Source organism: Paenibacillus filicis (assembly GCF_038070315.1).
Taxonomy (GTDB): Bacteria; Bacillota; Bacilli; order Paenibacillales; family NBRC-103111; genus Paenibacillus_G; species Paenibacillus_G filicis.
In genome coordinates this window covers 61870-87315 of record NZ_JBBPCC010000013.1, presented here as the reverse complement: position 1 = coordinate 87315, position 25446 = coordinate 61870, and the positions used below count along the sequence as shown (strand labels likewise).

17 protein-coding genes and 2 pseudogenes are annotated in these 25446 nt (G+C 53.4%); 18 read left to right on the top strand and 1 reads right to left on the bottom strand.

The window, feature by feature from the left end; all coding sequences use genetic code 11:
- Window positions 1-85: 85 nt before the first annotated feature.
- The 5 genes and pseudogenes from WMW72_RS19740 to WMW72_RS19720 all read left to right on the top strand — a co-directional run bounded on the left by WMW72_RS19740 (window position 86) and on the right by WMW72_RS19720 (window position 5382).
- Window positions 86-334, top strand: a complete 249-nt coding sequence (locus tag WMW72_RS19740; protein WP_341417265.1) for an HPr family phosphocarrier protein — start codon at window positions 86-88, stop codon at window positions 332-334.
- A gap of 339 nt (window positions 335-673) precedes the next feature.
- Window positions 674-1360, top strand: a complete 687-nt coding sequence (gene sdaAB, locus WMW72_RS19735; RefSeq protein ID WP_341417263.1) for an L-serine ammonia-lyase, iron-sulfur-dependent subunit beta — start codon at window positions 674-676, stop codon at window positions 1358-1360.
- Window positions 1357-2294: pseudogene (sdaAA, locus tag WMW72_RS19730) on the top strand (L-serine ammonia-lyase, iron-sulfur-dependent, subunit alpha). The gene sdaAB and the pseudogene sdaAA overlap by 4 nt, the downstream one beginning before the upstream one ends.
- A 358-nt stretch (window positions 2295-2652) precedes the next feature.
- Window positions 2653-3522, top strand: coding sequence for a sugar phosphate isomerase/epimerase family protein (locus WMW72_RS19725; protein WP_341417262.1), 870 nt, complete (start codon window positions 2653-2655; stop codon window positions 3520-3522).
- 816 nt (window positions 3523-4338) lie between these two features.
- Window positions 4339-5382: an alpha/beta fold hydrolase gene (locus tag WMW72_RS19720; protein ID WP_341417261.1), complete on the top strand. Its 1044-nt coding sequence runs from the start codon at window positions 4339-4341 to the stop codon at window positions 5380-5382.
- A gap of 198 nt (window positions 5383-5580) precedes the next feature.
- Here WMW72_RS19720 and WMW72_RS19715 read toward each other — a convergent pair whose 3' ends face one another.
- Window positions 5581-6315: a stalk domain-containing protein gene (locus tag WMW72_RS19715; RefSeq protein WP_341417260.1), complete on the bottom strand. Its 735-nt coding sequence runs from the start codon at window positions 6313-6315 to the stop codon at window positions 5581-5583.
- 354 nt (window positions 6316-6669) lie between these two features.
- Here WMW72_RS19715 and WMW72_RS19710 point away from each other — a divergent pair, with 354 nt between their 5' ends.
- The 13 genes and pseudogenes from WMW72_RS19710 (at window position 6670) to WMW72_RS19650 (ending at window position 25432) form a co-directional block, all read left to right on the top strand.
- Window positions 6670-8493: an outer membrane protein assembly factor BamB family protein gene (locus tag WMW72_RS19710; RefSeq protein ID WP_341417259.1), complete on the top strand. Its 1824-nt coding sequence runs from the start codon at window positions 6670-6672 to the stop codon at window positions 8491-8493.
- 133 nt (window positions 8494-8626) lie between these two features.
- Complete coding sequence (locus tag WMW72_RS19705) at window positions 8627-11971, top strand: ATP-binding protein (RefSeq protein ID WP_341417258.1); 3345 nt, start codon at window positions 8627-8629, stop codon at window positions 11969-11971.
- A gap of 179 nt (window positions 11972-12150) precedes the next feature.
- A pseudogene (locus tag WMW72_RS19700) lies at window positions 12151-12839 on the top strand (beta-galactosidase); the annotation flags it as partial.
- A 248-nt stretch (window positions 12840-13087) separates the two neighbouring features.
- On the top strand, window positions 13088-13699 hold the full coding sequence (locus WMW72_RS19695; protein ID WP_341417257.1) for a hypothetical protein: 612 nt from the start codon (window positions 13088-13090) through the stop codon (window positions 13697-13699).
- 42 nt (window positions 13700-13741) lie between these two features.
- On the top strand, window positions 13742-14665 hold the full coding sequence (locus tag WMW72_RS19690) for a hypothetical protein (RefSeq protein ID WP_341417256.1): 924 nt from the start codon (window positions 13742-13744) through the stop codon (window positions 14663-14665).
- Between the two features lie 452 nt (window positions 14666-15117).
- Window positions 15118-17481, top strand: a complete 2364-nt coding sequence (helD, locus tag WMW72_RS19685; RefSeq protein ID WP_341417255.1) for an RNA polymerase recycling motor HelD — start codon at window positions 15118-15120, stop codon at window positions 17479-17481.
- 148 nt (window positions 17482-17629) lie between these two features.
- On the top strand, window positions 17630-18520 hold the full coding sequence (locus tag WMW72_RS19680) for a YihY/virulence factor BrkB family protein (RefSeq protein ID WP_341417254.1): 891 nt from the start codon (window positions 17630-17632) through the stop codon (window positions 18518-18520).
- 160 nt (window positions 18521-18680) lie between these two features.
- On the top strand, window positions 18681-19781 hold the full coding sequence (locus tag WMW72_RS19675; protein WP_341417253.1) for a polysaccharide deacetylase family protein: 1101 nt from the start codon (window positions 18681-18683) through the stop codon (window positions 19779-19781).
- A gap of 268 nt (window positions 19782-20049) precedes the next feature.
- Entirely contained in the window at window positions 20050-20982 is a 933-nt protein-coding gene (locus WMW72_RS19670) for an ABC transporter substrate-binding protein (protein ID WP_341417252.1), read from the top strand.
- A gap of 95 nt (window positions 20983-21077) precedes the next feature.
- Window positions 21078-22070, top strand: coding sequence for a FecCD family ABC transporter permease (locus WMW72_RS19665; protein WP_341417251.1), 993 nt, complete (start codon window positions 21078-21080; stop codon window positions 22068-22070).
- The gene (locus WMW72_RS19660; protein ID WP_341417250.1) at window positions 22067-23068 is read left to right on the top strand and encodes a FecCD family ABC transporter permease; all 1002 of its coding nucleotides are present in this window, start codon (window positions 22067-22069) and stop codon (window positions 23066-23068) included. Before WMW72_RS19665 ends, WMW72_RS19660 begins: the two co-directional genes overlap by 4 nt.
- 28 nt (window positions 23069-23096) lie before the next feature.
- Window positions 23097-24683 carry a helix-turn-helix domain-containing protein gene (locus tag WMW72_RS19655; RefSeq protein WP_341417249.1) on the top strand — a complete coding sequence of 529 codons (1587 nt, stop codon included), beginning with the start codon at window positions 23097-23099 and terminating at the stop codon, window positions 24681-24683.
- A gap of 92 nt (window positions 24684-24775) precedes the next feature.
- Window positions 24776-25432, top strand: coding sequence for a deoxynucleoside kinase (locus tag WMW72_RS19650; RefSeq protein ID WP_341417248.1), 657 nt, complete (start codon window positions 24776-24778; stop codon window positions 25430-25432).
- Window positions 25433-25446: the final 14 nt, after the last annotated feature.

The following is a 25446-nucleotide window of genomic DNA, read 5'->3' as shown; positions in this document are numbered from 1 at the left end:
GCCGCTGCTCGTCCCGTACGTCTTGCATATCGTAGAGCAAGGAAAAGTAATGCATCTTGTTTAGTGCAGGTGGTGGTGGAATCCGATGAGAGTGCATGAGATTACGGTTAGACGTTCGTTCGAATTTCAGGATTGGCAGATACTGTCTCAGAAGGCCAATGGCTTCAAATCCGATATTATGCTTCTCTGTGAGGAGCTTGAGATGAGGCTGGACGCCAAGAGCGTGCTGGGGATGATGGTGATGCCACTGCGTGAAGGCACCCGGCTGCGGATTCAAACCCGCGGAGGGGATGAGGAAGAGGCGCTGGACGCCATGTGCGAGCTATTGGAATAGGAGAGTTACGGCTGAAAAGCGCCGCGGGTACAGAGATGTATCTGTGGTGCTTTTTGGCATAACAGCAGCACTTATTTCACCGGATGAAGCGGCCAATGTCAATAAGCCTGCTTCGGGTTACTTTATTGAGCGCATTAGGCAAGCTCAGCGATCTGTTTGGTTATCCTATGCAAGTAGGAGCTCAAGCACCCGATCCGTGCTTATTACATACTGATCACTATGCGGATGGGAGATCAACTGGTCATCTGCTGGTGCTGCAAGGCAAAAGAACCTATCCCGTCTGGAACGGTAACGGGTAGAGTGCAAACGAGCGGAAGCAAGGGTTGGAGGTGTAAGCGGATGCGATTCAAGGATGTCTTCTCCATTATCGGACCTGTGATGATCGGCCCGTCCAGCTCGCATACGGCTGCCGCCGTACGGATCGGTCTCGTAGGCCGGAAGCTGCTGGGCTGCCAGCCGGCTAACGCTGAGATTATATTCTACGGCTCGTTCGCTGACACTTACCGCGGGCATGGAACCGATCTGGCGATTGTCGGAGGCCTGCTGGGCTTTGCCACGGACGACCTGCGGATACCAGGGGCGCTGGCAGAAGCCGAACGCTGCGGACTGAGACTGTCGATCCGGACAGGGGCCGGACGCATAGCCCATCCGAATACGGTGGACTTGCAGCTATCGGCTGGAGCAAGGTCTGCCTCTCTACGGGGAATCTCCATCGGTGGAGGCAATATCGAGATTCAGGAGGTTGACGGGCATGACGTCACCTTTTCAGGAGAGTACCCGACCCTGCTGATCTATCATGAGGACTATCCCGGCGTGCTGGCGGACATCACCCGTATGTTCAAGGAGGCCGAGATGAATATCGGATATATGGACGTAGATCGCACCTCGCGTACGGGCCGGGCGATGACTGTGATCGAAGCGGATCAGCTCTTTGGGGCAGATATCATGAGCCGGATCGCGGAGGTGCCGCATGTGAAGCGGGTGGTGGCCATCGACTTGAAGGAAGCGGAGGGGAAGCTCTTATGATGGTTCATTCCTTGCGGGAATTGGCCGAACGTTGTATGCTGGAAAAGAAGGCTATCGGGGTATTGATGCTGGACGATCAGGCTCAGGAAAGCGGGCGCAGCCGGGACGAGGAGTTTGCCAAGATGTCCGGCTATTACGGCGTGATGAAGGAAGCGGTCCGCAAAGGGCTGACGGAGAACACACGGTCCCGCAGCGGCATGACCGGATTGGATGCCCAGCGCGTAACGGCTTATGCTGCTGGCAACGTACCCCTGCTCGGGGAAGAGGCGTGCCGGGCTATGGCCTATGCACTTGCCGTATCAGAGGTCAACGCCTCTATGGGGCGCATCATAGCTACGCCGACGGCTGGCTCCTGCGGGATTATTCCTGGTGTGTTCATCAGCGCACAGGAGCGGTTCGGCTGGGATGACGAGCATCTCGTCTACGGCTTGTTCGCTGCGGGCGCTATAGGCTATGTCATTGCCAACCGCTCCTTTGTCTCGGGGGCGGAGCGGTTACGGAGCTGCGCGGAGGGAATCCTGAGCAAGCTGTCCATGCCGTGGGGCTGGCGCTCAAAAACACGCTCGGTCTGATCTGCGATCCTGTAGCAGGGCTTGTCGAGGTGCCCTGCATCGTCCGCAACGGCTTTGGTGCAGTCAATGCGCTGGCAGCAGCGGACATGGCTTTGGCAGGGGTTCGCAGCGTGATTCCTTCCGACGAAGTGATTCAGGTAATGTACGAGGTCGGTTCATCCATGCCGGAGAAGCACCGCGAGACAGCCAAGGGGGGCTTGGCCGGGACGAAGACAGGTCAGAGACTGATGCAGGAGCTCTATCAGCGGGGAGGGCTATCTCTCCAACCTGCAGGAGAGGCTCCCGGGCAGCCAGGAGAGCAAGATGAAGCATCCCAGACCTCAGATTGGGGAATTGTTGTTCCTGTTCCTGAGGAGAATTAGGCATGGGCCCCGCCCGAATACAGAATATGCGGAACGGACTGTCACAGAAGTTGATCAGACCGTTTCGTCGGGTAGCATTCAGGTATGGATTGGCAAAACTCACTCTTGGCTTGCCTTGCTCGAACGTTAGTATGCCGGTGCTTCATTTTCAGATGGAGTTTTTCCTGATCGACCCAGCAGAGATCATACCAGCCTTGCTTGCATCATTGAAACGTTTCAGTTGTCCTGGCGAGGTGACGGACACGAACACAGGGAAACATCGAAAGTTCGGAGCAGCTATTCGGGGGCATGTCTGGATCTCTGCTGCACTATGAACAAGGAATGACAATCGAAGGAACCGATAGGGAGGAAACATATCATGAAATTGGGTCTCAGTACATACAGCCTGCACCGGTTATTGAATACCAATGAATTGTCGCTGACAGATGCGATCCGCTGGGTGGCCGAGCATGGCGGGGAGCATGTCGAAATCGTCCCGATCAGCTTCAACCTTCTGGACAGCCCGGAGCTGATCGATGACATCCGCCGGACGGCCGAAGAGGTAGGCATTGAAATTTCCGGATACTGCATCGGCGCCAATTTCGTCAAGGATACGGAAGAAGAATACGAGCAGGAAATCGCGAAGACGATCAAGCACGTAGACATCGCACACCGTCTAGGCGCCACCCGGATGCGTCATGATGTCGCTTCCCGCCCGATTCCCGAAACGACGCTCGAAAACTTCGAAGCGGATCTGCCACGGCTGGTGGAAGCTTGTCGCCGAATTGCTGATCATGCGGCTACGCTCGGCGTTACGACGAGTCTAGAGAATCACGGATTCTATCTGCAGAACAGCGAGCGTGTCCGCCGCCTGGTCATTGAGGTCGACCGTCCGAACTTCAGAACGACCCTAGATATCGGCAACTTCCTATGCGTAGATGAGGATCCGGTGAGCGCCGTCATGAACAATATTTCTTATGCCTCGATGGTGCATCTGAAAGACTTCTACCGCCGTCCGTCCACCCGCAACCCGGGTGAAGGCTGGTTCCGCTCGAGCCATGGCGCCTATCTGCGCGGAGCTATCTTCGGACAAGGGGATATCGACACGCCGGCAGTTATTTCGGTGCTCAAAAGCTCCGGCTATGACGGGTACTTGTCTCTGGAGTTCGAAGGCATGGAAGATCCGCGCCAAGGCGTGCGTATCGCCCTCGACAATGCACGCCGGCTGTGGGCGGAGGCATCCGTTTAATACGGAGTCCACGGGCTCCTTTGATCTTTATATTAGCTATCATTCCGCCCGCTCCATGCCTTCCGAGGCTGAGCGGGTTTATTGACGATGCGAAGAAGAGAGTCAAAGATATGGAATATAAAGTGAAACACTACTGAAAAGGAGCAACTGTGGCTCCGCGGGCTTGATAGGGAGCCTCTGTTGACATGATAGAGGGCAATGTGGCTGGCGGATATGACGAATACTAGGCCCAGGAGATGGCGAGAAATTTGTCAATCTGCAGCGATTTATGCGCTTGCCTGGGAAATAATCGTGAGGTGCGGGAAATGGAGCTCTATCGTGAGGTTCGATGAATCGGGCCCAGGTGAAAAGAGCGGAGAGGCAGCTAGCAGCTAGCTTTGGCTCGGCTGATTAGACTTTCGAGATCGCGAGATCAAAAAGAGGCCGCCTGAGAAAGGATAGCCTTTAAACTTGCCGTTACAGACAGCGCGGTGGACCGTATCACAAATAGTGCTAAAGCAGAGAGTCGAGCTAAGTGTCGAAGCGGCAATGCTGAATCAGCAGGTTGGAGCTTAGACTGTCGAGGCATTCGTCACATGTGGGGTGCTTAATATTGATGATTCGCAAAGAGTAGATGAGATGTGACAGATTTGCTCAAATACATGGGTTGAAAGGATGGTGTATACTTAGGTTTTATATTGCAATTGGAAGGATAGCGCCTGCGATGAGCATTATTTTGATTCCTATCTGCTGGAAACAATATGCGGTCAGTACATGGGCGACAGTTACTTGGAATATCGGCTGCGTCATCTTATCTATATATGAAGGAGCCGTCAATTGAAAAGAAAATACATAAAGATAACAAAAATAAGTATATTTATTATTGTTTTGCTTCTTGCAATCGGATTGGTTTTTCCAACAGGGACACCTCGAATTGAAGGAGATAATAGCATAAGTTCTTTAAAACAGATCAAGATTAATGGCACTGATCATGAAGTTATGATTAGGGGAGCGGACCGACGCAATCCGATAGTAATCTTTGTGCATGGCGGTCCTGGCTGTTCTGAAATTCCTTATGTGCGGAAATATCAAGATTTGCTTGAAAAAAACTATACAATCGTACACTATGATCAACGCGGAAGCGGGAAGTCGTATCACTTTTTTGAGGATTACTCTACATTATCGTCAGACTTGCTCGTAGATGATTTGTTGGCATTAACAGATTATGTTGAAAAGGAATTTGGACAAGAAAAAGTGTTGCTGATAGGCCATTCTTTTGGCACATATATTGGGATGAAAGCCGCCGCAAAAGCACCTGAAAAATTCGTTGCTTATGTTGGAATCGGGCAGGTTGCCGATCATGGGAAAAGCGAATTGGATAGCTTGAATTATTCTATTGAACAAGCAAAATTAGCCGATAACTTAAAGGATGCAGAACGATTAGAACAGCTTCGAGGTCCAATAGAAAAAGGGGAGCAACTTACTCCAAGAGATATGGTTCGAAAATATGGCGGAGCAGCTAGATTAATTGATGATAATAGGGATTATTACACAGGGTTTCTCTTCAATCCGGAGTATAATTTGCTCGATGTCATTCGCTATTTAATAGGAGTTTCATTATCGCAAGAAATTTTGTTGGAGGAAGAGTCGAAAAATAATATGACAAGCATTGTCGAGAAAGTAGATATACCCGTTTATTTTGTAATGGGACAATATGATTATATGACATCTGTAAACGCGGCAAAAGAATACTTTGAAGTACTGCAAGCGCCGAAGAAGGAGTTTGTTATTTTCGAAAAATCCGCTCATTATCCTCAGTTTGAGGAGGAAGAGTTATTTGCTGAGTGGTTGAAAAAAACATGGAGTCAGCTTAAATTCTGAGGAGCAGTCAGATCGACAGGTGAAAGTATAGTTCGATTGAAGTTAAAGCGGATGGCTCGGTAAACATTCACTAAAAGTTTACCGCCACCGCTCTTCTTACGGCTTAAATTACAGTGACGACACTCAAGTCATGTGGGGTGCTGTTCACTGTTAACGTTGCTAGTAGAATAACTGAAACGGAATGGTTATCCTTCAGATTTATTTCCGAGAATCCGTAATGGCTGCTGTCTTAACATAGCTGTCTTTCAAAACATAGAGAAGAGGTTTTTCAGATTGAATAACGGCATCGTAAGCCGATAGAACTACATATTGGCTGCCTTGCAGATCTACATCCAGCTCCGTAACCTGATCAGCCTCGAGACTGATGTCATCCGTCAATTGCTGATTGCTGCCGTTCAGCACCCTGATCTTCATCGACGAGGGGGAGTACAGGATCAAATGCAAAGTATTGTATTTTGTTCCAAAGTTAAATTTCAGGTTAGGCGATCCGTCATACCAACCCAACCCCACGTTTTCCGCCGTAAAGGCATAGGCCCCAGCATACTGATGATTGCCGAAAACAAGTTGTTTTTTGTCAATCACATCGTAAAACTTCTCGCTCCAATTATCCACTTTCACCTCCTTGGAATACAACGTAAGGTTGCTGCTCTCACGCATGCCGATGGTTTGCGTGGAGGCTTCCCATGTGATCGGAATGTCAAAGGCGTTGGCAACTACCCGAAGAGGCAAATAGGTCGTTCCGTCATACGTGATCGGAAGCACTTGCTTGCCATTATCATCGAGAGGGAGCCAAGGTTTGCCGTCCAGGCGGAATTTGATCCCTGAGTTGAGGTATGCTTTGATCTCGGAAAGATTGCTGGCGGCGTACGCTCCGGCCGAAAGCGAGAGCATGGCGGTGATGACGAGCAATAGAATAACGCGTGTCTTCTTCATCAATGATCTTCCTCCAAGGTTTTGATGGATACATTATGAAAAAGCATATCAGCATAAGCGCTTCAAAAGCGTTTCAAAATGGGCAATAGCAAGGGAAGCGCTTTTGAAGCGCTTACTTCATTAGAATAGTCCAAAGGTGCAAGTCAAGTATTGAAGAATCCTGTTTCTACCGAAAGGGGCCTCCATATGTTTGCTAAAAAATTGTTTTATGCTGCTTTCTATGCGGCCGTGCTGCTGGCTTGTCTCCATCCACTACAACCCGCTAGGGCGCTTGATCTTCAGTTAAATCCGGAGTTAAGAATAGAGGCCAATCCGAACATGAACATAAACCTATATCTGCCAAGTTCAAACGGCGTGGAGCGATGGAGTTTTGAAACAGGTGGGAAGATCAGCTCTTCCTCGCCCGCAATCAGTATAGACGGCACTGTGTACGTTGGATCTACAGACGGGAAGCTCTATGCAGTCGATAAAAAGGGGAACAAAAAGTGGGAGTTCTCAACGGAAGCTGCCATCTATTCTTCGCCGGCAGTTAGCGCAGACAACACCGTATATGTCGGATCTGGGGTCCATCTGTATGCAATCGCTCCTGATGGAAAGCTGAAATGGAAGTTCGAAGCAGGAGATGCCCTATACTCCACAGCAGCTTTTGGTAACGACGGTACTGTCTACGTTGAATGCGAGGATGGGAAGCTCTACGCGCTCAAACCTGACGGAACGAAGAAATGGGAGTTCGTATCGGGAGGTGGAATGAGTGGCAAGCCCGCCATCGATTCTAACGGCACCATCTACGTAGGTTCCCGCGATAAGAAGCTCTATGCGATCAATCCGAATGGAACCAAGAAGTGGGAATTTACAACAAGTAATGAAGTGAAGACCTCGCCGGCGATCGGAACAGACGGTACTGTCTATATGGCTTCAGGTGCTGAGAGACTGTATGCGATCAAGCCGGATGGAATGAAGAAATGGGAATATCTCTTGGATAATAAACTAGTTGGAGGCAATTCCTACTCATCGCCAACAATAGGTTCCGACGGCACAATCTATGTCGGCTCGGGCGGCTCAGGTATTTATGCAATCAAGCCCGACGGAACGAAGAAGTGGAAATTCGATTCGGCTGGTATTCTCATAGCCGCACCTGCAGTCGGCGCAGACGGCACCATCTATGTTGGATCGGCCGATACGAAGTTCTATGCGATTAAAACGGATGGAACGAAGAAATGGGAGTTCAGAACCGGTGGCCAGATCATTGCCACAGCGGTGATCGGTCCTGACGGAGCGGTATATATAGGATCTGGCGACAATAAATTGTATGCCATCGGTATGGTACATGTTAACGGTGTAAATCTGAATAAAACCGAGCTCAAATTGGACGCCGGGCAAATCGAGACGCTGCAGGCGATCATTGTCCCGGGCAATGCTTCCTATCAAGAAATCGTATGGTCGAGCAGTGACGATCGCATTGCCAAAGTGGACGTTACAGGCAAAGTAGCGGGCATCGCTGCAGGCAAGGCTACGATTACGGCAACCTCAGAGGATGGAGGATACTACAAACAATGCGTCGTGACTGTATCCCCAATAAACGATCATTCTCCTGCTCCTGCAAACCATCCTCCTTCCCCTCATACGGATGAGGTGAGCCTGACGGACGTTGCAGGGCATAAGTTGGGCTCGGAAATCGCCAGAGCGGTGACGCTCGGCATCGTTTTCGGTTACCCGGACGGCACGTTTCGGCCCGAAGAGAGCGTGACTCGAGCCGAGTTTGTCAGTATGATCGTCAGAGGGCTCCCCCCGGGAGAGGAAGGAACGCCGCTCGCCTTCAAAGATAAGGGGACAATCGGAGCCTGGGCGGTGAAAGCCGTGGAGCAGGCGATGAAGCTCGGCATTATCGAGGGGTACGAAGACGATACGTTCCGGCCCGATGCGAACATTATCCACGCGGAAATGATCACGATGGTTATTCGTGTCTCTGGCCTCTCTACGGCCAATCATGTGCCGCACACCAGCTTCCCCGACGATGCGGACATTCCGAAATGGGCGAAGTCCGCCGTTTCTAAGGCCGAGGAGAGCGGCATTATCAATGCCAGGGATATCCCAGACGGCAAATTTGCGCCGCAAGCGATGTCCACCCGTGCGGAAGCCGTGTCGGCCATCGTCCGCATGCTGAAGGTTCGCAACTAGAAATCTTCGTCATTATGATGTAGAGCCTTTGCCCCCGTCAAAGGCTTTTTTTATCTGCCTTGTCGAAAGGGATTTCCACCCAATAAGCGAATACAATTGACAATGATCCAATTGACGATTGGGGGAGACCCATTTGGCAGGCTTCAGTTCTCAGTTGTTAGGCAGTTTGAAATTAACCCTCGACGGCGAAGAGCTATCGGAAATCCCCGGCAAAAAAGTCGGACTGCTGCTGGCATACTTGATCCTAGCTATGGATGCGTCTCCCAGCAGAAGGCAAATCGCTTTTCATTTCTGGCCCGACTCCACCGAGAAGCAGGCATTATCCAACTTGCGGAAGCTTCTTCACGATCTTCGGGAATCCGTTCCGAGAATCGATCGCTATCTGAAGATCACGCCCGCAACTATCCGCCTGAATCCTGAACTGCCCGTCTATTCGGACGTGCGCGAGTTCGAACAGGCGGCGCAAGGAACAACCGTTCATGAGCTGTGCAGAGCGGAAGAGCTGTATAGAGGAGAGCTGCTGCCGGGGTTCGGCGAGGAATGGCTCATCCAGAGACGGGACCAGCTGGCGCAAACGTATGTGACCGCGCTCGATAAGCTCGTATTCGCTCTGCAACATCAGCGGGAGTATGCGTCGGCTCTATTTTTCGCACAAAAGCTGCTGGGTCAGGACCTGTTAATGGAGGCAACGTATCGTACGCTGATGCGGCTGTACGCCTTGAATAAAGATATGGCGGGCGTTGTGCAAACATTTCGAAAGCTGCAAGGTGTTCTGTATGCCGAACTCGGAATTGAACCTTCGGAGGAGACGCTGCTTTTGTATGACGGACTGACGAAAAACGGAAGTGGAATGTCCAAGGACTTGCCAAGCAAAATCCCGCTGATCGGCAGAATAAGCGAATGGGAAAGCTTGCTGGGCGCCTGGAAACAAATCGCGGCCGGCGGAAACGCCCTGCTTCTGTTGAAGGGAGAGGCAGGAATCGGCAAAACCCGGTTAGCCATGGAGTTTAAGTCATGCTTGGAAAGCCTGGGGATTCAAACCGCTTTTGCCGGCTGCTATCCGTCGGTCAGGTCGCTATCCTATAGGCCGGTAATGGGCTGGCTCCGGAGCCTTCCGCCGCCGAAGCTCGGTTCGGTATGGCTGTCCGAATTGGCGCGTCTGCTTCCCGAACTGCTGGAGCAACATCCCGACTTGTCGAAGCCGTCTCCGATTCAAGAGAAATGGCAATTGAACCAATGGTTCGAAGCGATCGAACGAATGCTGTTGGCCAGCGAGCCGCTGATGCTTCTCCTTGACGATATCCAGTGGTGCGACGAAGAGACGCTTCAGTTACTCTCCTACCTGATCCGAGGCGATTCCAAAGCCAGACTGCTTTTGGTGGCGACGATGAGAACGGACGAAGATGCAGGAGATGCCGTTGCGCGTGTTCTGGGTGAGCTTCGATCCGAGCGGAAGCTGATCGAGATTGAGCTGGCTCCGCTTAGCCGGGGCGAAACGGCCCGCTTGGCGGTCGAAACATTCGGCGATGCGCTAGCGGATCGCCATTCCGCGAATTTATACAGGGAAACCGGTGGAAATCCGCTATTTATTGTGGAAACGTTGCGTGAATGGCAAACGAGCGGGGACAGCAGCGAATTCCGGCTGTCGCAAGTGGCGAAATCCGTTATCGAGAATCGGTTGAGTAGGCTGTCGCCGGTCAACCGCAAGCTTGTATCGATCATCGCAGCCGTCGGAAGGCCCGTTACCGCAGCGCAATTGGCGAAGATAACGGACCTGCAGGAGAAAGTGATTCTAGCGCGTACGGAGCGGCTGATGCAATTGAAAATTTTGCAGGAGACGGGGGGCGGGAGTTATGGATTCACTCATGACATCGTCAAGGAAACCGCGTACAAGCTGAACAATGAGAGCAGGCGGCGCAGGTGTCACCGGCAGATCGCGGAAGGTCTGCTTGTCTACCATCGCGTGCAGATCGAACCGGTTGCCGGGGAAATCGCCTTTCACTATGAGCTTGCGGGGATGGATCGAGAGGCCATTGCCCACTATGAATTGGCCGCTACAGAGGCAGAAAAAATCTATGCCAATGAGACGAGAATCCATTATTATCGGAAGCTCTTCGGGCTGTTGCTACCTAAACAGACTTTGCCCGTTCTGCTGAAGCTCGGCGACGCTTTGATTGTGACGGGAGATTGGAATGAGGCGGAGAAGACTTACAAGCACTGGTTTGAGCATTACGGATACTTGGTTACGCTCAATGAGCGGTCCTATTGCGACGTCGCTCTCGGCAACTGCTTGCGACTGATGGGCAAATATGAGGAAGCCGGATTTCATCTCGAACGGGCGTCTTACCACTTCAAGCTGACGAAGGACTACGACGGACTCGGCTTCGCATTCGGAATGCTCGGTATTTTGCATTACTTTATGGCAAGCTACGACAAGTCGCTTCAATACTTCTTGGAAAGAATGGAATTGCCCCGTACCGGAAAACAAACACAAACGCAAGACGATGTCCGGTTCCTCGGCATGATCGGCTTCCTGCATTATGACCAAAGCGAGTACGACCAAGCGATTTATTGGTTTCAGAGACAAATTGGTCTTGCCACGGAAATTCGGGACGCTCTATTCGTCGGAGAGGCAATGGGCGGATTGGCGTTGGTTTATTTTGAGACGGACGATATGGATCTCGCTTATGACTGCATCGTTGAGAAGCTGGAGATCAGCAAGTCGATCGGGGCGAAAATGGGCTTCGCGATGGCGTTAGGCATGCTGGGCAAATATTATTATTTGCTCGGCTCCCGCCTGCAAGCGGAACAATGCATCGTCTTCTGCCTTGAGGAAGCGGTGCGTATTCAGGACTGGCATATTGCCGCCGTTGTTCTTGGCATCGAGGGTTGCAATCTGATGGAGCAGCACCGATATGAGGAAGCCGGCCGATGGATCGAACGATCGGTGAGGCTAACCAAACAGCTTCGTATCCCTTTCTTCGAATGCGAGGCGCTCTATTTCACGAGCCTATTCATGGAGCGGCAAAATCAAATGGCAGGCTGCGTGGAGGTTGCCGATGAAGCGCTGAAGTTCGCCATTCGGCTAAAACGGCGTGACTTGCAGGTCAAGCTTCTTGTACAGCAGCTGCATCTGAAAACGCGCTTGGGACAGATCAGCCCTGGCAAGGCATTGGACGAACTGCAGCGCATGACGGAACAATACGCCGGTGAGCAGGAACAGGCTGCCGTTCGCTTCATGATGTGGCGGCTGGAGCCTGACTCGGACGAACTTCGGACTGCCGCGTACTCCTTGAACGAAGCTCTGTTCAGAAAGTCGGGCAAACAGGAATATTTGGGACGTTTGCGCGAGCTTGCCGGTTTCGACAAAGTCACCGCAGCGCGTCCGATGCCGAGGCTTGCAGCGGAGGCCGTGCGGCAGAGGCCGGTTTCCACGGACCTGTTGTTGGATATCGATCGTTTTTTAATGCTTGAGTGATTTGGATGGGACGTGCGCGAGAACCACTGTCCTTGAGCGTTTTATTTTCAGAACCGCATTTACCAATATTATTGCCAGATAAAGCTCAAGCTGAGTAGATGCTTGGGCTTTTCTTTATGTGCAGAAATGACTTGAAGACGCTCCCGACTAGAGCTAACATACAACAAACTCAATGACCGGGAGGCTACGGCAATGACGCGGAATATCTGGCTTATTTGCGGGACGGGCTTATCAGGCGTGGAGTGGACGTACTGCTATTTACCTCCGACGGTCAAGCGGATGGGATGCTGCAGATGGGAGCCTCTGTCAATTTCTACATGTTCCATGGTGGAACTAATTTCGGATTTTACAACGGGGCGAACTTTCAAGAGAAGTATGAAGGGACGATTACCAGCTACGATTACGATTCTCCCTTATCCGAATGGGGTTTGTGGTTGAGAATATGGGCCGGGTCAACTATGGGTCTAAGCTGAAGGATAATAAAGGGATTTCGGAACGTGTCCGACTGAATAACCAGTTCCTGTATAATTGGACCATGTATCCGCTCCCCCTCGAGAGCTTGGCTTCTATCCCCTTTACAAGTATCGCTGGGAAAGCTGTCGTAAGGAAAGACCGGCCTGCTTTCTACCGAGGAGAGCTATCCGTAGAGGAGCGAGGAGATACCTTCATCCGTATGGAGGGCTGGACCAAGGGCATCGTATGGCTGAACGGCTTTAACCTGGGTCGCTATTGGGATCAGGGACCGACTCGAACGTTGTATGTGCCGGCTTCGCTGCTGCGGGCAGGCCGCAACGAGATTGTGGTTCTCGAGCTTCACCACACGGAGAAGGCTGAGATTCAATGGGTGGACACACCTGATTTGGGCTGAAAACAACGGTGAGCCGGACTTGCAGGAGCTTGCTTGGTATGACGTTGGAGAGTAAAAGGTTACCTATACCAATCGCGGTTTTACCACTGCTGAAGCGGCGGGGAAACCGTGATTTTTTTGCGAATAGCTAAAGATGGGACAGTTCAATGGTTTGAGTAAATATTACCTATTTTAAGTAATTCATGAAACTTTTCCCTTGTGTTCTAGTCTAATATCTTAGAATGAATGATAAGATGGAGGCAAAGATCATGGGTAATCGATGGGTTGCCGCGCTGCTATTCGTTGGCTGCTTCGTTCTGTGGGAAAACCACTGTCCGGCCGAGGCCAGCTCTGTTGGGGATCAAGTAGGTGAGGTGGTCTCTACCGATATCGCCGCCTATGTGAATGGGAAGCTGCTGCCTTCTATGAATATCGCGGGAGAAACGGCCATCGCGGCCGAGGATTTACGGGAAAGCGGCTTCGATGTGGCGTGGTCGCCGAGGGCGAGAACGATACGAATTGATCCAAAGGCTGCGGGGGAGCTGGCTGCGGTTGAACAGGCGCCTCGGCCAGACCCGAACCGTCTGCCGAACGGAACGCATCTGAAGGATGTGCTGTATACCGACATCCAAGCCTATTACGGCGATACACCGCTTCGTTCCTTTAACATCGACGGGCGGACGGCCATCGTCCTGAATGATCTTGATGCCTTCGGCACGGTAGTGTGGAGCGAAGCGGAACGGACGATCCGGTTCCAATCGACCCCCCTTCCGGAGGAGGGGACGCGGGATGCTTGGCGGGAAGCGGGGGCGAACCTTGTGCTCCGCACGGTCAAGGATGTGAGCCTTACCCTAGATTTCAAGGATGAGGGACAGTTCTAAGGACAGGAGCAGGTCGGGTTCGGGGAGGACGGTCTGCCCTATATGAGGCTGGATTTTTTCGCCGACAAGTTTGGGTTTACACAAATCCAGGATACAGGCAGCAAGAGCATTCGGCTTAGCGACGGGTTCTACTCCTTCTCCATTCAGCCGGGGAGCAAACAGACGGTCACGTATTGGGGAGGGCAGGCTGTGCACACGCATGAGCTGATCTTTGCACCGCGGATGAAGGACGAAGAAATTTATTTATATAGCATTGATCTGGAATACCTGTTTGGTTATATCGGAGGATGGAATCAGAATTCCCGGAATCTATGGATTCGGTATACGAGCTATGATGTGAAGGATTATGGCTTTCCCGCTCAGGAGAGCAGCGATAAGCTGACCGTCAGGGCCGCTGCGTCGGTGCCGCCGCATGACTTCTCGTTGAACGGGGTGATGGCTCTGAGTCTAGATAACGACAGCATCTTCGGCAATCTCTTCACGGCTCTGCAGAAGACAGGGGCTCAGGGAGAGAGTGTCTCCTGGATGGAAGCGCCAATTCGGCTGCACCTGGGAGATAATCGCATCAGCGCGAAGCTGGTTCAGGGTAACCGCATCCTGTATTCGACTTCGTACCCGGTACGGACCAGCTACGAAGCGGTTCCGCTGCATGTCGGCATCCCCGGCTTCAAGCTGCTTCAGACTGAAGAGGGCTACATAAAGACCCATGTGTCGAATCTGACGTTAACGGGGAAGGCGGATTCGGGCTTTGCGTTTAGCGTCTCCAGATTTGAAGAAGGTCAAGGCTTCGTTCCTTTTACTTCCCAGGTTCCGGTGGGACTAAAGGACGGCATGTTCCAGATGCCGCTTACCTTAGGCAATAGCAATGGATTGTATCAAGTAGACCTGTACCTTCCGGTGGCCACGCCACGAGGGCCGGGTTACAGCTACGAAGGCTATTTCTATGTGATGCTGCTGCAGCCGTAGGGAGTTGTGATTCGTTAGCAAGCAATATTTTCCAGCATTCAGAGGATGAATCAAGTATTTACACGTTCCCCTCTGGACGTTAGCTGTGAGCAAATCATCAACATAGTTCAACAGTCGAAGCGTTGACTCCAGGCCGGCTTCGGGAGGAATGGCTATGGCTCGAGATACGACGAAGTCGGCCTAAAACGATATGCTATTCGGACACTGTGTGGGTTTTACAAGCACGCAAAAAAACGAAGCCATGAGGCTTCGTTCTGTCGTTGTGAGAGAAAGTACATATGTAAGAGTAGCACGTGAAATAAAATTGCGTTGCCCAGAAAATCATGATAAGATAGTAAAATCACGTCCAGATAAACATTAATTTAAAGCATAGAATTACATAGGTATCATAGCATATTAACTGCGCGTATGTCAAGCATATCTCGTCAATTGGATGAAAAGGAGAACGATGCATGAGTTTGAACGTACACCCGGAATGGCATGAAGAGCAGCAGCGTGCAAACGCAGTTGGGGAACTGATCCGCAGCCGAATCTCCCAGCTTCAGGAGCAAGTCGGTGTAGTTAGATCGGAAATCGTCACGATCCGCAAGGAGTTCTGGGACGATGTGACCGTTAACTTTGAGGATGCAGCCGAAGCTGCAGAAACCTTCGCCAGCATGAAGCAGCAGGCGGAGGTACTCTCCGAGCGGGAACGCAGTCACCGGCATGCACACGCTCAGCTGAAGCTGCTGGAGCGGCTGAAGGAAACCCCGTATTTTGGCCGCATCGATTTCCAGGAGACAGGTGAGAGCCTCTCTGAGCGAGTATATATTGGGATTGGTTCCCTGCTGGACGATGAAGGCGAAACGTTCCTGATCTACGACTGGAGGGCCCCGGTCTCCGGGATGTACTATGACTTCGCTCCCGGACCGGCCGATTATGAGACTCCGATGGGTCGTATCGAAGGAACTATGGATCTGAAGCGCCAGTATATGATTCGCCATGGCGAGATCCTCAGCTTATTCGACACAGGCATTACCATCGGCGATGAGCTGCTGCAGCAGGTGCTGGGCAAGCATTCCGATGCGCAGATGAAGAGCATCGTAGCTACCATTCAGCGGGAGCAGAACCAGGTCATCCGCGACACGGCCCACCAGCTGCTGGTGGTACAGGGGGCTGCCGGAAGCGGGAAAACATCCGCAGCTCTGCAGCGAGTCGCCTACTTGCTGTACCGCTACCGGGAGACGTTAAATGCGGAGCATATCCTGCTGTTTTCGCCGAATTCCATGTTCAACAGCTATGTGGCCACCGTGCTGCCGGAGCTTGGAGAAGAGAACATGCAGCAGACGACGTTCCAGGAGTACGTCGAACACCGGGTCGGGGAAGCGTTCCGGGTGGAGAATCCGTTCGAGCAGCTCGAATATGCGTTGACGGCCATGGATGAGACTATTTATCCGGCGCGCAGGGCGGGCATCGGATTCAAGGCAAGTACGGACTTTCTCGCGGTAGTGGAAGCTTATGTCGGCCGGTTGAAAACGGAGGGCCTCGTCTTCAAAGCGATCGAATTCCGCGGCAGGGAGCTGCTGTCTGCAGACGAGCTTCGTGAGAAGTTTTATGCCTACGATCCCACCTGGTCGATCCCGAACCGGCTCGTCGATCTGGCGGAATGGCTGCAGCAGCGTCTGCGGCAATCCGCCAAGGCCGAGCGCCAGGCCCCCTGGGTAGAGGATGAGATTGAGCTGCTCGACCGGGAAGCGTATCTGGAAGCGTACAACCAGCTTCGCCGTCAAAAGCAGTTCACGGAGCACACCTTCGACGACTTCGACCGGGAGAAGGCGACACTGGCCGCGATGGTGGTGAATGAGCATTACAAGCCGCTGCGCAAGGCGGTCAAGCGGTTGTCCTTCATCGATCTTCCGGCTACCTATGCCGCCCTGTTCGCCGATCCGGAGCTGGCACAGACGCTGGCTCCGGCCGCATCGCTGCCTGAACGGTGGCCTGCCGTCTGCGCGGATACGGCCCGCCGTCTGGCGGCTGGTGTGCTGCCCAACGAGGATACCACGTCGTACGTGCTGCTTAAGGACCGGATAGAGGGCAGTCACCGCAATCTGAAGGTGCGGCATGTATTTATTGACGAGGCCCAGGATTACTCGCCGATCCAGCTTGCGTATTTGCATCAGCTGTTTCCCTTCGCCAAATGGACGGTGCTTGGAGACTGGAATCAGGCGATTCACGTCCAGGCTGCCGAAAGCGATGGCTTCCAGGACCTGCTTCAGCTGTTCGGAGAGGGGCAGGCACGGACCGTGCCGTTCAGCAAGAGCTATAGGTCTACCAGGCAAATCGTCGATTTCACCCGCGGCATGATGCCTAACGGAGCGACCATCGAGCCGTTCAACCGGGACGGGGCCAAGCCGACGATGACTGTGGCGGCAGATACCGCCCTCATGCGGGAGCTGGTATACCGCAAGCTGGCAGAGCTGAGCGCGGACGGGAACCGGACGGTCGCCGTAATCTGCAAGACAGCGGAGGAAAGCCGCGAGGTGTACACATTCTTGAAGGATCGGATTCCGGTGCGGCTGATCGGGATGGAGACCGTCACCTTCGAGCAAGGGCTGGTCGTCATTCCCGCCTACTTGGCCAAGGGCGTTGAGTTCGACGCGGTACTGCTGTATAACGCATCCCAAGCAAGTTATGGGCGCGAATCCGAGCGGAGGCTGTTTTACACGGCTTGCACCAGAGCCATGCATGAGCTTCATTTATTCGGCACGGGGGAGATCAGTCCGTTCGTGACGGATACGCCGGACGACACGTATTCGATCTTGCGCGTTTCCTCCTGAAAGTTGGACTTTTCTTGTAAACCGGTTCTTAGATGAGCCGGTTTTTTTGTGTCATCGCCCGTGAAATCGGTTATTCTTGAATAAAAACCTTTATACGGCTTATGCTTGTATAAGACTGGAAATGCAGACGGAAAGGGGAGTAAGGCCCATGAAAGCGATAGAATTTGTGCAGACGCTATTCTGCCGGTTCGAAGATGACGACTTGCCTGCGTTGTCGGCGCAGCTGACGTATTACTTGATTTTGTCCTTCTTCCCGTTTCTTATTTTGATGGGGGCGATCCTCAGCTTTACCGATTTCAGTGCCGAGGATGCGATTGAACGGCTGGCGTTGCTGCTGCCGGAAATGTCCAACCGGACGATTGCAGAGGTTCTGATGGAGATCGAAGGAACACGCAGCGGTTCGCTGCTGTCATTCGGTCTGATTGCTACGCTATGGTCTGCCTCCAATGGTGTGAATGCAATTATTAAAGGTATTAATAAAGCTTATAATCAAGAGGAAAACCGTCCGTTCTGGCGCGTCCGCCTGCTCTCGATTCTGGCTACGATAGGTTTGGCCGTTGCCATCGTGCTCAGCTTCGTTACTCTCGTCTTCGGGCGTAAAATTATCGATTGGCTGTACAGCACGATCCATATCGAAGCGGATTTCTCGATACTCTGGGCTATTTTCCAATACGTCGTTCCCCTTGTGGTGCTCTGGATCTTGTTTGTGTTTGTCTACGCTTATTTGCCCAATGTACGATTGAAGTTCAAGGGCGTTCTTCCAGGAGCTATCTTTACGACGATAGGCTGGATTACCGTGTCTCTATTGTTCTCCTTCTACGTGAACCAGTTCGACAGCTATACGAAAACATACGGCAGCCTAGGCGGCATTATCGTCCTGCTGATCTGGCTGTATTTGTCCAGTATGATCATTTTACTAGGCGGCGAGATCAACGCTACACTGCATTTTATCCGAACGGGGCAGACGAAGCCCCCTTGCAAATCCTTTGCGCTGTCGCTGCCCTTCTTCGGCAAGAAAAACAAGCAGGTCAAGAAGTAAAGAAGTAAATCCATAACCTTCATAGCCTTAACAATAAATGAGGTTAAACTGGGTTCGGAAGAAAGTGGCACGCTGACCGAATAATCAAGTGCTCTCCATGCATGGATACTGGAAAATTGGATATACATAGGCCTATAAGGAAGAGAAAGGGGCCAAGCCGATGAACCGATCCTTCATGAAAGTCTGCACAATTCTTGCTGCTCTAGCAATCTTCTCCTGGCTCTCGGGCTGCACCGGCAGGGCGAATGAGCGGAACGAGCATCTCGTGCCGGCCATGCCTTCCACTCCGCTCTCCTGGCTGAATCCTGCGCAAGATCTGGGGCAAGCGGGGACTGTTGTTCCTAGCGGTCCGGTGAACAATGGGTTCCCGGGACAAGCATCCGCTTCACCTCTGGAGGCGTTCAAGCCCGAACTCACCCCGGATCTAGCTGTATCTGCTACCGGTCCGGCAGAAGAACCGGCTGAATCGGCATCAGCGGTAGCAGAGACGACTTCAGCCCGGGATAGGCTTTCGGATCAGCAGCTCCAGACCCCGGCAAATTCCTCCGCAGCGCCTGTATCAGCCGAGACGGTATCGGCTGCGGCTTACGAGAAAAAGGCGAAGCTTGTGTCCATACCGGTACTGAACTACCATAGCATCGGCAAGAAGCCTGGGAGCACTCTCGTGCTTGATCCCGAGCTGTTGGCGGCCCAGATGGATTACTTGGACCGGGAGGGGTATACACCGCTCACTTTATCCGATTTTATGCTTGTGTTGGAGCATAAGCTGGAGAAGCCTGACAAGCCGGTGCTTCTGACCTTCGATGATGGCTACATGGATAATTACGAGCTGGCGATGCCTATTCTGCAGCGGTACAACTTCCCTGCAACCCTGTTCATGTCGCCGGGCTCTGTCGGTCAGCCTGACTATCTAACCTGGGAACAGGCCAAGGAAATGAAGGAAGCCGGCTGGGACATCCAGCCTCACGGCATGACGCATCCCCGGCTATCCAAGCTGTCTGCTGCCAAGCAGCGGCTTGAAATCACGGAAGCCAGCCGGCTTATTGAGGAGGAGCTTGGGGTGAAGTCCTTGGTGTTCTGCTATCCGTATGGAGATTTTAATAATGATACGCTTGCCATTTTAAAGGAAGAGGGGTTTAAGTATGCTTTTACGATCGAGCAGGGCTTGACGACCTCCCGCCAGCATCCGCTGCAGCTCAAGCGCATCTACGTGAATGCGCAGGACAGCCTGAAGCAGTGGGCCCGCAAGCTCGGAGGCTAAGGCGGAAGCTATCATAACGAAAGGCTAACGACTAAATCCTCCTGGATGTGCAGGAGGATTTTTTATGCTTCGCAGACTCATGGACTGCTGCCAGGCATCAGAAACAATCCGGGGGGAGCGAGTTTCAGGGGGTAGGTTGCTTTTCAAGAAGCAGGTACTGCGAATAAGGGCATGAGATCGGCGAATTTGTGCATGGACAAAGAAACCCGTCTCCCGTATCCTGATTAAGAATAATTATCATTATCAGTACATATAGGGGGCAAAGTACATGTTGGCAAGATGGTTAAGCGGCTATCGGAATGCCTGGGGACTGTTGGCGGTCATGCTGGCTGCTGTGTTTCTCATGGCAGGGTGCGGAGCAACGGCATCCAAGGGTGAGACTCGGGTTGTCAAGGATGCATACGGGGATGTGCAGGTGCCGGTCAATCCGGCTAGGGTCGTCGTATTGGATGTTGGGGCGCTGGACAACCTGCTTAAGCTGGGGATCAAGCCGGTAGGCGCTCCGTCGATATTGGGGCCTGGAGAGCCGTATCCCGCTTACCTGAAGGGAACGGAAGGAATCGAGAACATCGGATCGGTCAACGAGCCGAATCTGGAAACCATCGATCGTCTGAAACCGGACTTGATCATAGGCAATAAGGATACCCATGACAAGATTCATAAGCAGCTCGGGCAGATCGCCCCGACCGTATTCGTGGAAACACTGGGTGTTACCTGGAAAGCGAATCTGAACATTCATGCAGAGGCCGTAGGCAAGGCTTCCGATGGCAAGCGTCTGCTCGAGGACTATGACAAGCGGATTCAGGAGCTGAAAGGAAAGCTCGCGGGTCAGGCGAAAAGCCCGGAGGTGTCGGTTCTGCGGCTTCGTAAGGACAAGGTTCAGATTTACTTGGGAGAAGCCTTCAGCGGTGTGATTCTGGCGGATGCGGGAATCAAGCGGCCGGGAGCGCAATCGGGGAAGGGCTTCTCCAAGGATTTGACGGACGAGCAGCTCGCTGACGCGGATGGCGACTTCATCTTCTGGTTCACACGGGACAAGGGCAGCTACGAACGGCTGCAAAGCGTTCCGCTATGGGCGCCACTGAAGGCCGTCAAGCAAAAAAAGGTTCAAGAGGTGAACTGGGAGACCTGGATGAGCGGACTGGGCATTCAGGCTGTCCATAAAGTCGTGGATGACCTGGATCAATACTTGGCCAAGTAGAAAAGTTCAAGGACAGTTAGCTTGCCTAACGGTGGGTTGTCTTCATAGACAGCCCTCTCTTTGTGCGTATTGGGGTCAAATCCGGGGAGGTAAGTATGTCATACGGAAAGCTGGCGGGACTCAGTCTTTTATCGGTTCTCGTCATCCTTGCATGCATAGCGAGTTTGGCATTTGGTCTTGCCGGAGTGGGGATTCACCCCGTATCGGAAGCATTTATGGCGTTTGACGGGTCCCGGGAGCAGGTGATCGTCCGCTCCATACGCCTGCCCCGAGCCTTAATCGCAGGTCTGGTGGGGAGCTCGCTGGCTGTGGCCGGTGCGGTGATGCAGGCGCTCGGGCGCAATGCGCTGGCTGGACCGGAGCTGTTCGGGGTGAATTACGGGGCCGCGCTCGCCACGGTGCTGGCGTCGTTCTGGGTGACGGATGCCTCGCTCCATGTTCTGGTCTGGTATGCACTAGCGGGAGCGGGCGCGGCGGGAGCTGCCGTGTTCCTGCTCGGTTCTTGGGGACGGGAGAAGCTGACATCCGTGAAACTGGTGCTTGTCGGAGCGACGATCAACCTGCTGCTGGCCTCTGTGACTCAGGGCGTATTGATTTTGCACCAGCAATCTCTGGATACGATGAGGTTCTGGCTGGCAGGCTCACTGACAGGACGCGATCTGAACATGCTCGGCATCGTGCTGCCTTATATGCTGGCAGGGATGGGGATCGCCTTGCTGATGGGCAGGCAGATCAGTCTGATCAGTCTGGGCGATGATATTGCGCAGAGCCTGGGCCAGCGGCTTCTGCTGACGAAGGCTGTGCTGATTGGAATTATTCTAGTGCTGGCCGGCAGTGCGGTGGCGCTGGCTGGGCCGATCGGGTTTATTGGTTTGGCTGTTCCCCATCTCGCAAGGTTTATGGTTGGCACGGATTACCGCTGGATTTTGCCGTATTCGGCGCTTCTCGGCGCACTCCTGCTGATCGTAGCCGATATCGGGGCAAGGTTCGTGCTTCCTTCCCAGGAGATTCCTGTGGGCGTAGTCACTGCCTTTGCAGGAGCGCCGTTCCTGATCTACCTGGCGCAGAGGAGGGGGAATGCCCTATGAAGCCCGGTAGGAATCGCAAGCGCTGGCTGATCTGGCTGGTGATGCTTGGAGCCGCCAATGCAGCTCTGCTGGTATTGAACCTCATGCTGGGTGAACGGAATATTCCTATGCCAGATACGGTTGCAACCTTGCTCGGCATGAGCAGCGGGGAATACCGGTTTACGGTTATGAATTTGAGATTGCCTAGAGCAATAGGTGCATTGCTGACCGGCTGCGCGTTAGCGCTATCAGGGGTTATTCTTCAAGCGATCACGGGAAATCCGCTGGCTTCGCCTGGCGTCATGGGGCTTAATGCCGGAGCGGCAGCCGCTGCAGTCGCTGTCATCGTGCTCGTTCCGTCCTTGCCGGCGGCGGCCCTGCCGTTTGCAGCTTTTGCCGGGGCACTGCTTGCGGCCTCGCTGATCTACACGCTGTCATGGCGCAGAGGAAGCTCACCGGCCCGTATGCTGCTGGTCGGGATCGGGATATCGGCTATGGCAGGGGCTGCCATCACTTATCTGATGACGATCGGCGGCATCTTTCGCGTCACGCAGGCTTCCACCTGGATGGCCGGGAGCTTGTACGGACGCTCCTGGGACCAGGTATTGCCACTGCTTCCCTGGATCGTGGTGCTATTTCCGCTTGCACTGCGGATGGCGTCCTCGCTCGATGCCTTCCAACTGGGGGATGCTGGGGCCATCGGGCTAGGAGTGCCACTGGAGCGGTCGCGAGGCCTGCTAATTCTGATCAGCGTAGGCTTGGCCGGGGCTGCTGTATCTGTAGCCGGTACGGTGTCGTTCATCGGGCTGATGGCCCCGCATCTGGCCCGGCGTCTGGTCGGCAACCGCAGCTTCAGACTGCTGCCCGCTGCAGGCTTGATGGGCGGCGCACTGCTTCTATTATCGGACTTGCTCGGCAGAACTGCGTTTGCTCCGTATGAAATTCCCGTCGGACTGATTACCGCCTTGATCGGAGCTCCGTTCATGATCTATTTGCTGCTGCGCCGCAAGCCTCTATAATAAGGAGCAGGCGGATCAGGGAAGGCAGGTGGCGGCAGCAATGGCTTCGCATGGCAAGGAACCGAATATCGTTTATTTATTTTCGTCCGTTCGCAGGCGGACATTCGCGGATACACCGGAGGCGCGGACTTATCGTGTCCCGGTGTATATGCTTTGTCTCATCACCAAGGGCGAGATGGTGCTGCTTCTCGATGGAGAGGTGCGCCGCATACGCCCGCTGGAGCTGTATATGCTTGTACCGGGCATGAGGATCGAAGCGCCTGCCAAGTGCGGGCCGATCGAATATACGGCGGTGTTGTTCAAGCCTGTGGTGCTGGTCCGGGAGAAGGGAGGCTTTGTTGTCCAGGCAGCGGCCAATCTGGGGGCGAAGCTTGCTGCGGGGCCAGTCCCCCTCAGGCATCCTCAACAAGTGCTAAGCCGGATCATGCGGCTGGAGCAGGACAGCAGGAAGCTCGGACGGCAGGGCGCTTTCACGCTGCGTCAGCAGCTGGAAACGCTGATCAGCGGCTTGACGGAAGACGCTGCTGAGATCCCCGACCGGGGTGACCCGCGTATCGACAGAACCATTGCCTTTATGGAGAGCCATTATGACAGCAAGATTCAAGTGGAGCCGCTGGCTCGGATAGCCGGGATGACTCCTCCCGCTTACTCCCGGCTGTTTCGCAAGGCAACAGGGCTGCTGCCTATCGAATACGTCAATCAGTTACGCATCGACAAGGCCAAGCAGCTGCTCCGTCAGGAGGACAGCCGGGTCAAGGAAGTATCGGCGGCTGTCGGCTTCCAGAGCGAGTTTTATTTCAGCCGGTTGTTTCAACGGAAGGTAGGGGTAGCTCCGACCCTTTATATGAAGCGGGATAGGCTCAGGGTGGCTGTCGTCTCATCCCTCGGCTTTGAGGATTACTTACAGTCGGTCGGTGTAGAACCGGTGTATACGGCGGATTTATTTCTGTATCCAGGGATGGATGAAGGGGAGTACGAAATTCTGCAGCAGCAGCGGTTAAGCAGTCTGATGGAGAGCCGTCCGGATCTCATTGTCGGGGATCATTATCACACGGAATTTCAGGAGCGGCTCCGGACTGTGGCGCCTCAAGTAACCGTGGATTTTCAGCTCTGGGATTGGCGGACCAACTTTATGAAAATCGCAGAGCTGGTGGACCGGAGACGGGAAGCGGAGGAGGCGATGGCGCGCCTGGAGCTGAGGATCGCCGATGTCAGGGAGCAGCTGCGGTCCATGCTGGGCACAGAGCGGGTGACGGTCATGCAGGTGAGCCACCGGGCCGTCGGCATTCAGGGGAAGGTGAATCATCCGCTGAATGAGCTTCTGTATGAAGAGCTGGAGCTGACTCCGGGAGGGCAGGTCCCCTCCGACCAGTGGAGATGGGAGCTGGCGCCGGAGTCGCTGCCGACTCTGGATACGGAGCATGTATTCCTTCAACAGCATCATGTACGCGCCGGAAGCGGGGCGTTGTTCGAGCGGATGACAAGGACGACCGCCTGGGCGGACACACCCGCTGTAGCCATGAATCAAGTGAAGCTTATCCCCAACTGGTTTGTCATGAGCTGGACGCCGGGAGGCCGGCACCGGATAATGGATTTTCTTCTTTCTCTCAAATAGCCTCCCTTCCAGCCGCATTCCCTGCTATAATAGATAGGCTTCTTGCTGAGAACGGCAGGAAGTCGGGTTGGAACAGAAAGGGGATAGCGCTTGTGATTGTAGTTGGAGGAATGATTGGACTTGGCAAGACATCAGTTGCCACTCTGCTCGGAGAAGCACTGAAATCGGATGTTTTTTTGGAGAGTGTCGACGATAATCCGATACTGCCTTTATTCTATACGGCAACGCCGGAAGAGATTGAGAAGAACCGCTATCCGTTTTTGCTGCAGATGCACTTTCTGAAGACGAGGTTTCAGGCCATACGCAAGGCGAAGGCGCATCCGCTCAACGTGCTGGACCGCAGCATCTATGAGGACTGGTATTTTGCCAAGGTCAATGTGCAGCTCGGCCGCATCAACGATCAGGAGTTCACCGAGTACGAGGCGCTGGCGGACCGGATGATGGAGGAGCTTGCCGGTATGCCCAGACAATCGCCGGATTTGATGGTTTACTTGAAGGCGTCGTTTGAAACGGTGATTCATCGAATAGGGCTCCGGGGCCGCAGCTTCGAGCAGGACCAATCGCTGGTCGATTATTACCGGCTGCTGTGGAAGGGCTATGACGAGTGGGTGATGAAGCATTACAATACGTCGGAGATGCTCATCGTCGACATGGACCGGACGGATGTAGTGAATCGACCCGATGATGCCAGTCGGCTTGTCCGGGAGATCGAGGACAAGCTGTACAGCATGCAGATCGGGATGGTCTGATCCAGCCTGGGGAT

Excerpts from the sequence above, each read along its gene's own strand:
- WMW72_RS19690 (WP_341417256.1), top strand. The coding sequence starts at position 13,742 with ATGAGGCTGGATTTTTTCGCCGACAAGTTTGGGTTTACACAAATCCAG.
- WMW72_RS19725 (WP_341417262.1), top strand. The coding sequence starts at position 2,653 with ATGAAATTGGGTCTCAGTACATACAGCCTGCACCGGTTATTGAATACC.
- sdaAB (WP_341417263.1), top strand. The coding sequence starts at position 674 with ATGCGATTCAAGGATGTCTTCTCCATTATCGGACCTGTGATGATCGGC.
- WMW72_RS19675 (WP_341417253.1), top strand. The coding sequence starts at position 18,681 with ATGAACCGATCCTTCATGAAAGTCTGCACAATTCTTGCTGCTCTAGCA.
- WMW72_RS19670 (WP_341417252.1), top strand. The coding sequence starts at position 20,050 with ATGTTGGCAAGATGGTTAAGCGGCTATCGGAATGCCTGGGGACTGTTG.
- WMW72_RS19715 (WP_341417260.1), bottom strand. The coding sequence starts at position 6,315 with ATGAAGAAGACACGCGTTATTCTATTGCTCGTCATCACCGCCATGCTC.
- WMW72_RS19695 (WP_341417257.1), top strand. The coding sequence starts at position 13,088 with ATGGGTAATCGATGGGTTGCCGCGCTGCTATTCGTTGGCTGCTTCGTT.
- helD (WP_341417255.1), top strand. The coding sequence starts at position 15,118 with ATGAGTTTGAACGTACACCCGGAATGGCATGAAGAGCAGCAGCGTGCA.
- WMW72_RS19680 (WP_341417254.1), top strand. The coding sequence starts at position 17,630 with ATGAAAGCGATAGAATTTGTGCAGACGCTATTCTGCCGGTTCGAAGAT.
- WMW72_RS19660 (WP_341417250.1), top strand. The coding sequence starts at position 22,067 with ATGAAGCCCGGTAGGAATCGCAAGCGCTGGCTGATCTGGCTGGTGATG.
- WMW72_RS19665 (WP_341417251.1), top strand. The coding sequence starts at position 21,078 with ATGTCATACGGAAAGCTGGCGGGACTCAGTCTTTTATCGGTTCTCGTC.
- WMW72_RS19740 (WP_341417265.1), top strand. The coding sequence starts at position 86 with ATGAGAGTGCATGAGATTACGGTTAGACGTTCGTTCGAATTTCAGGAT.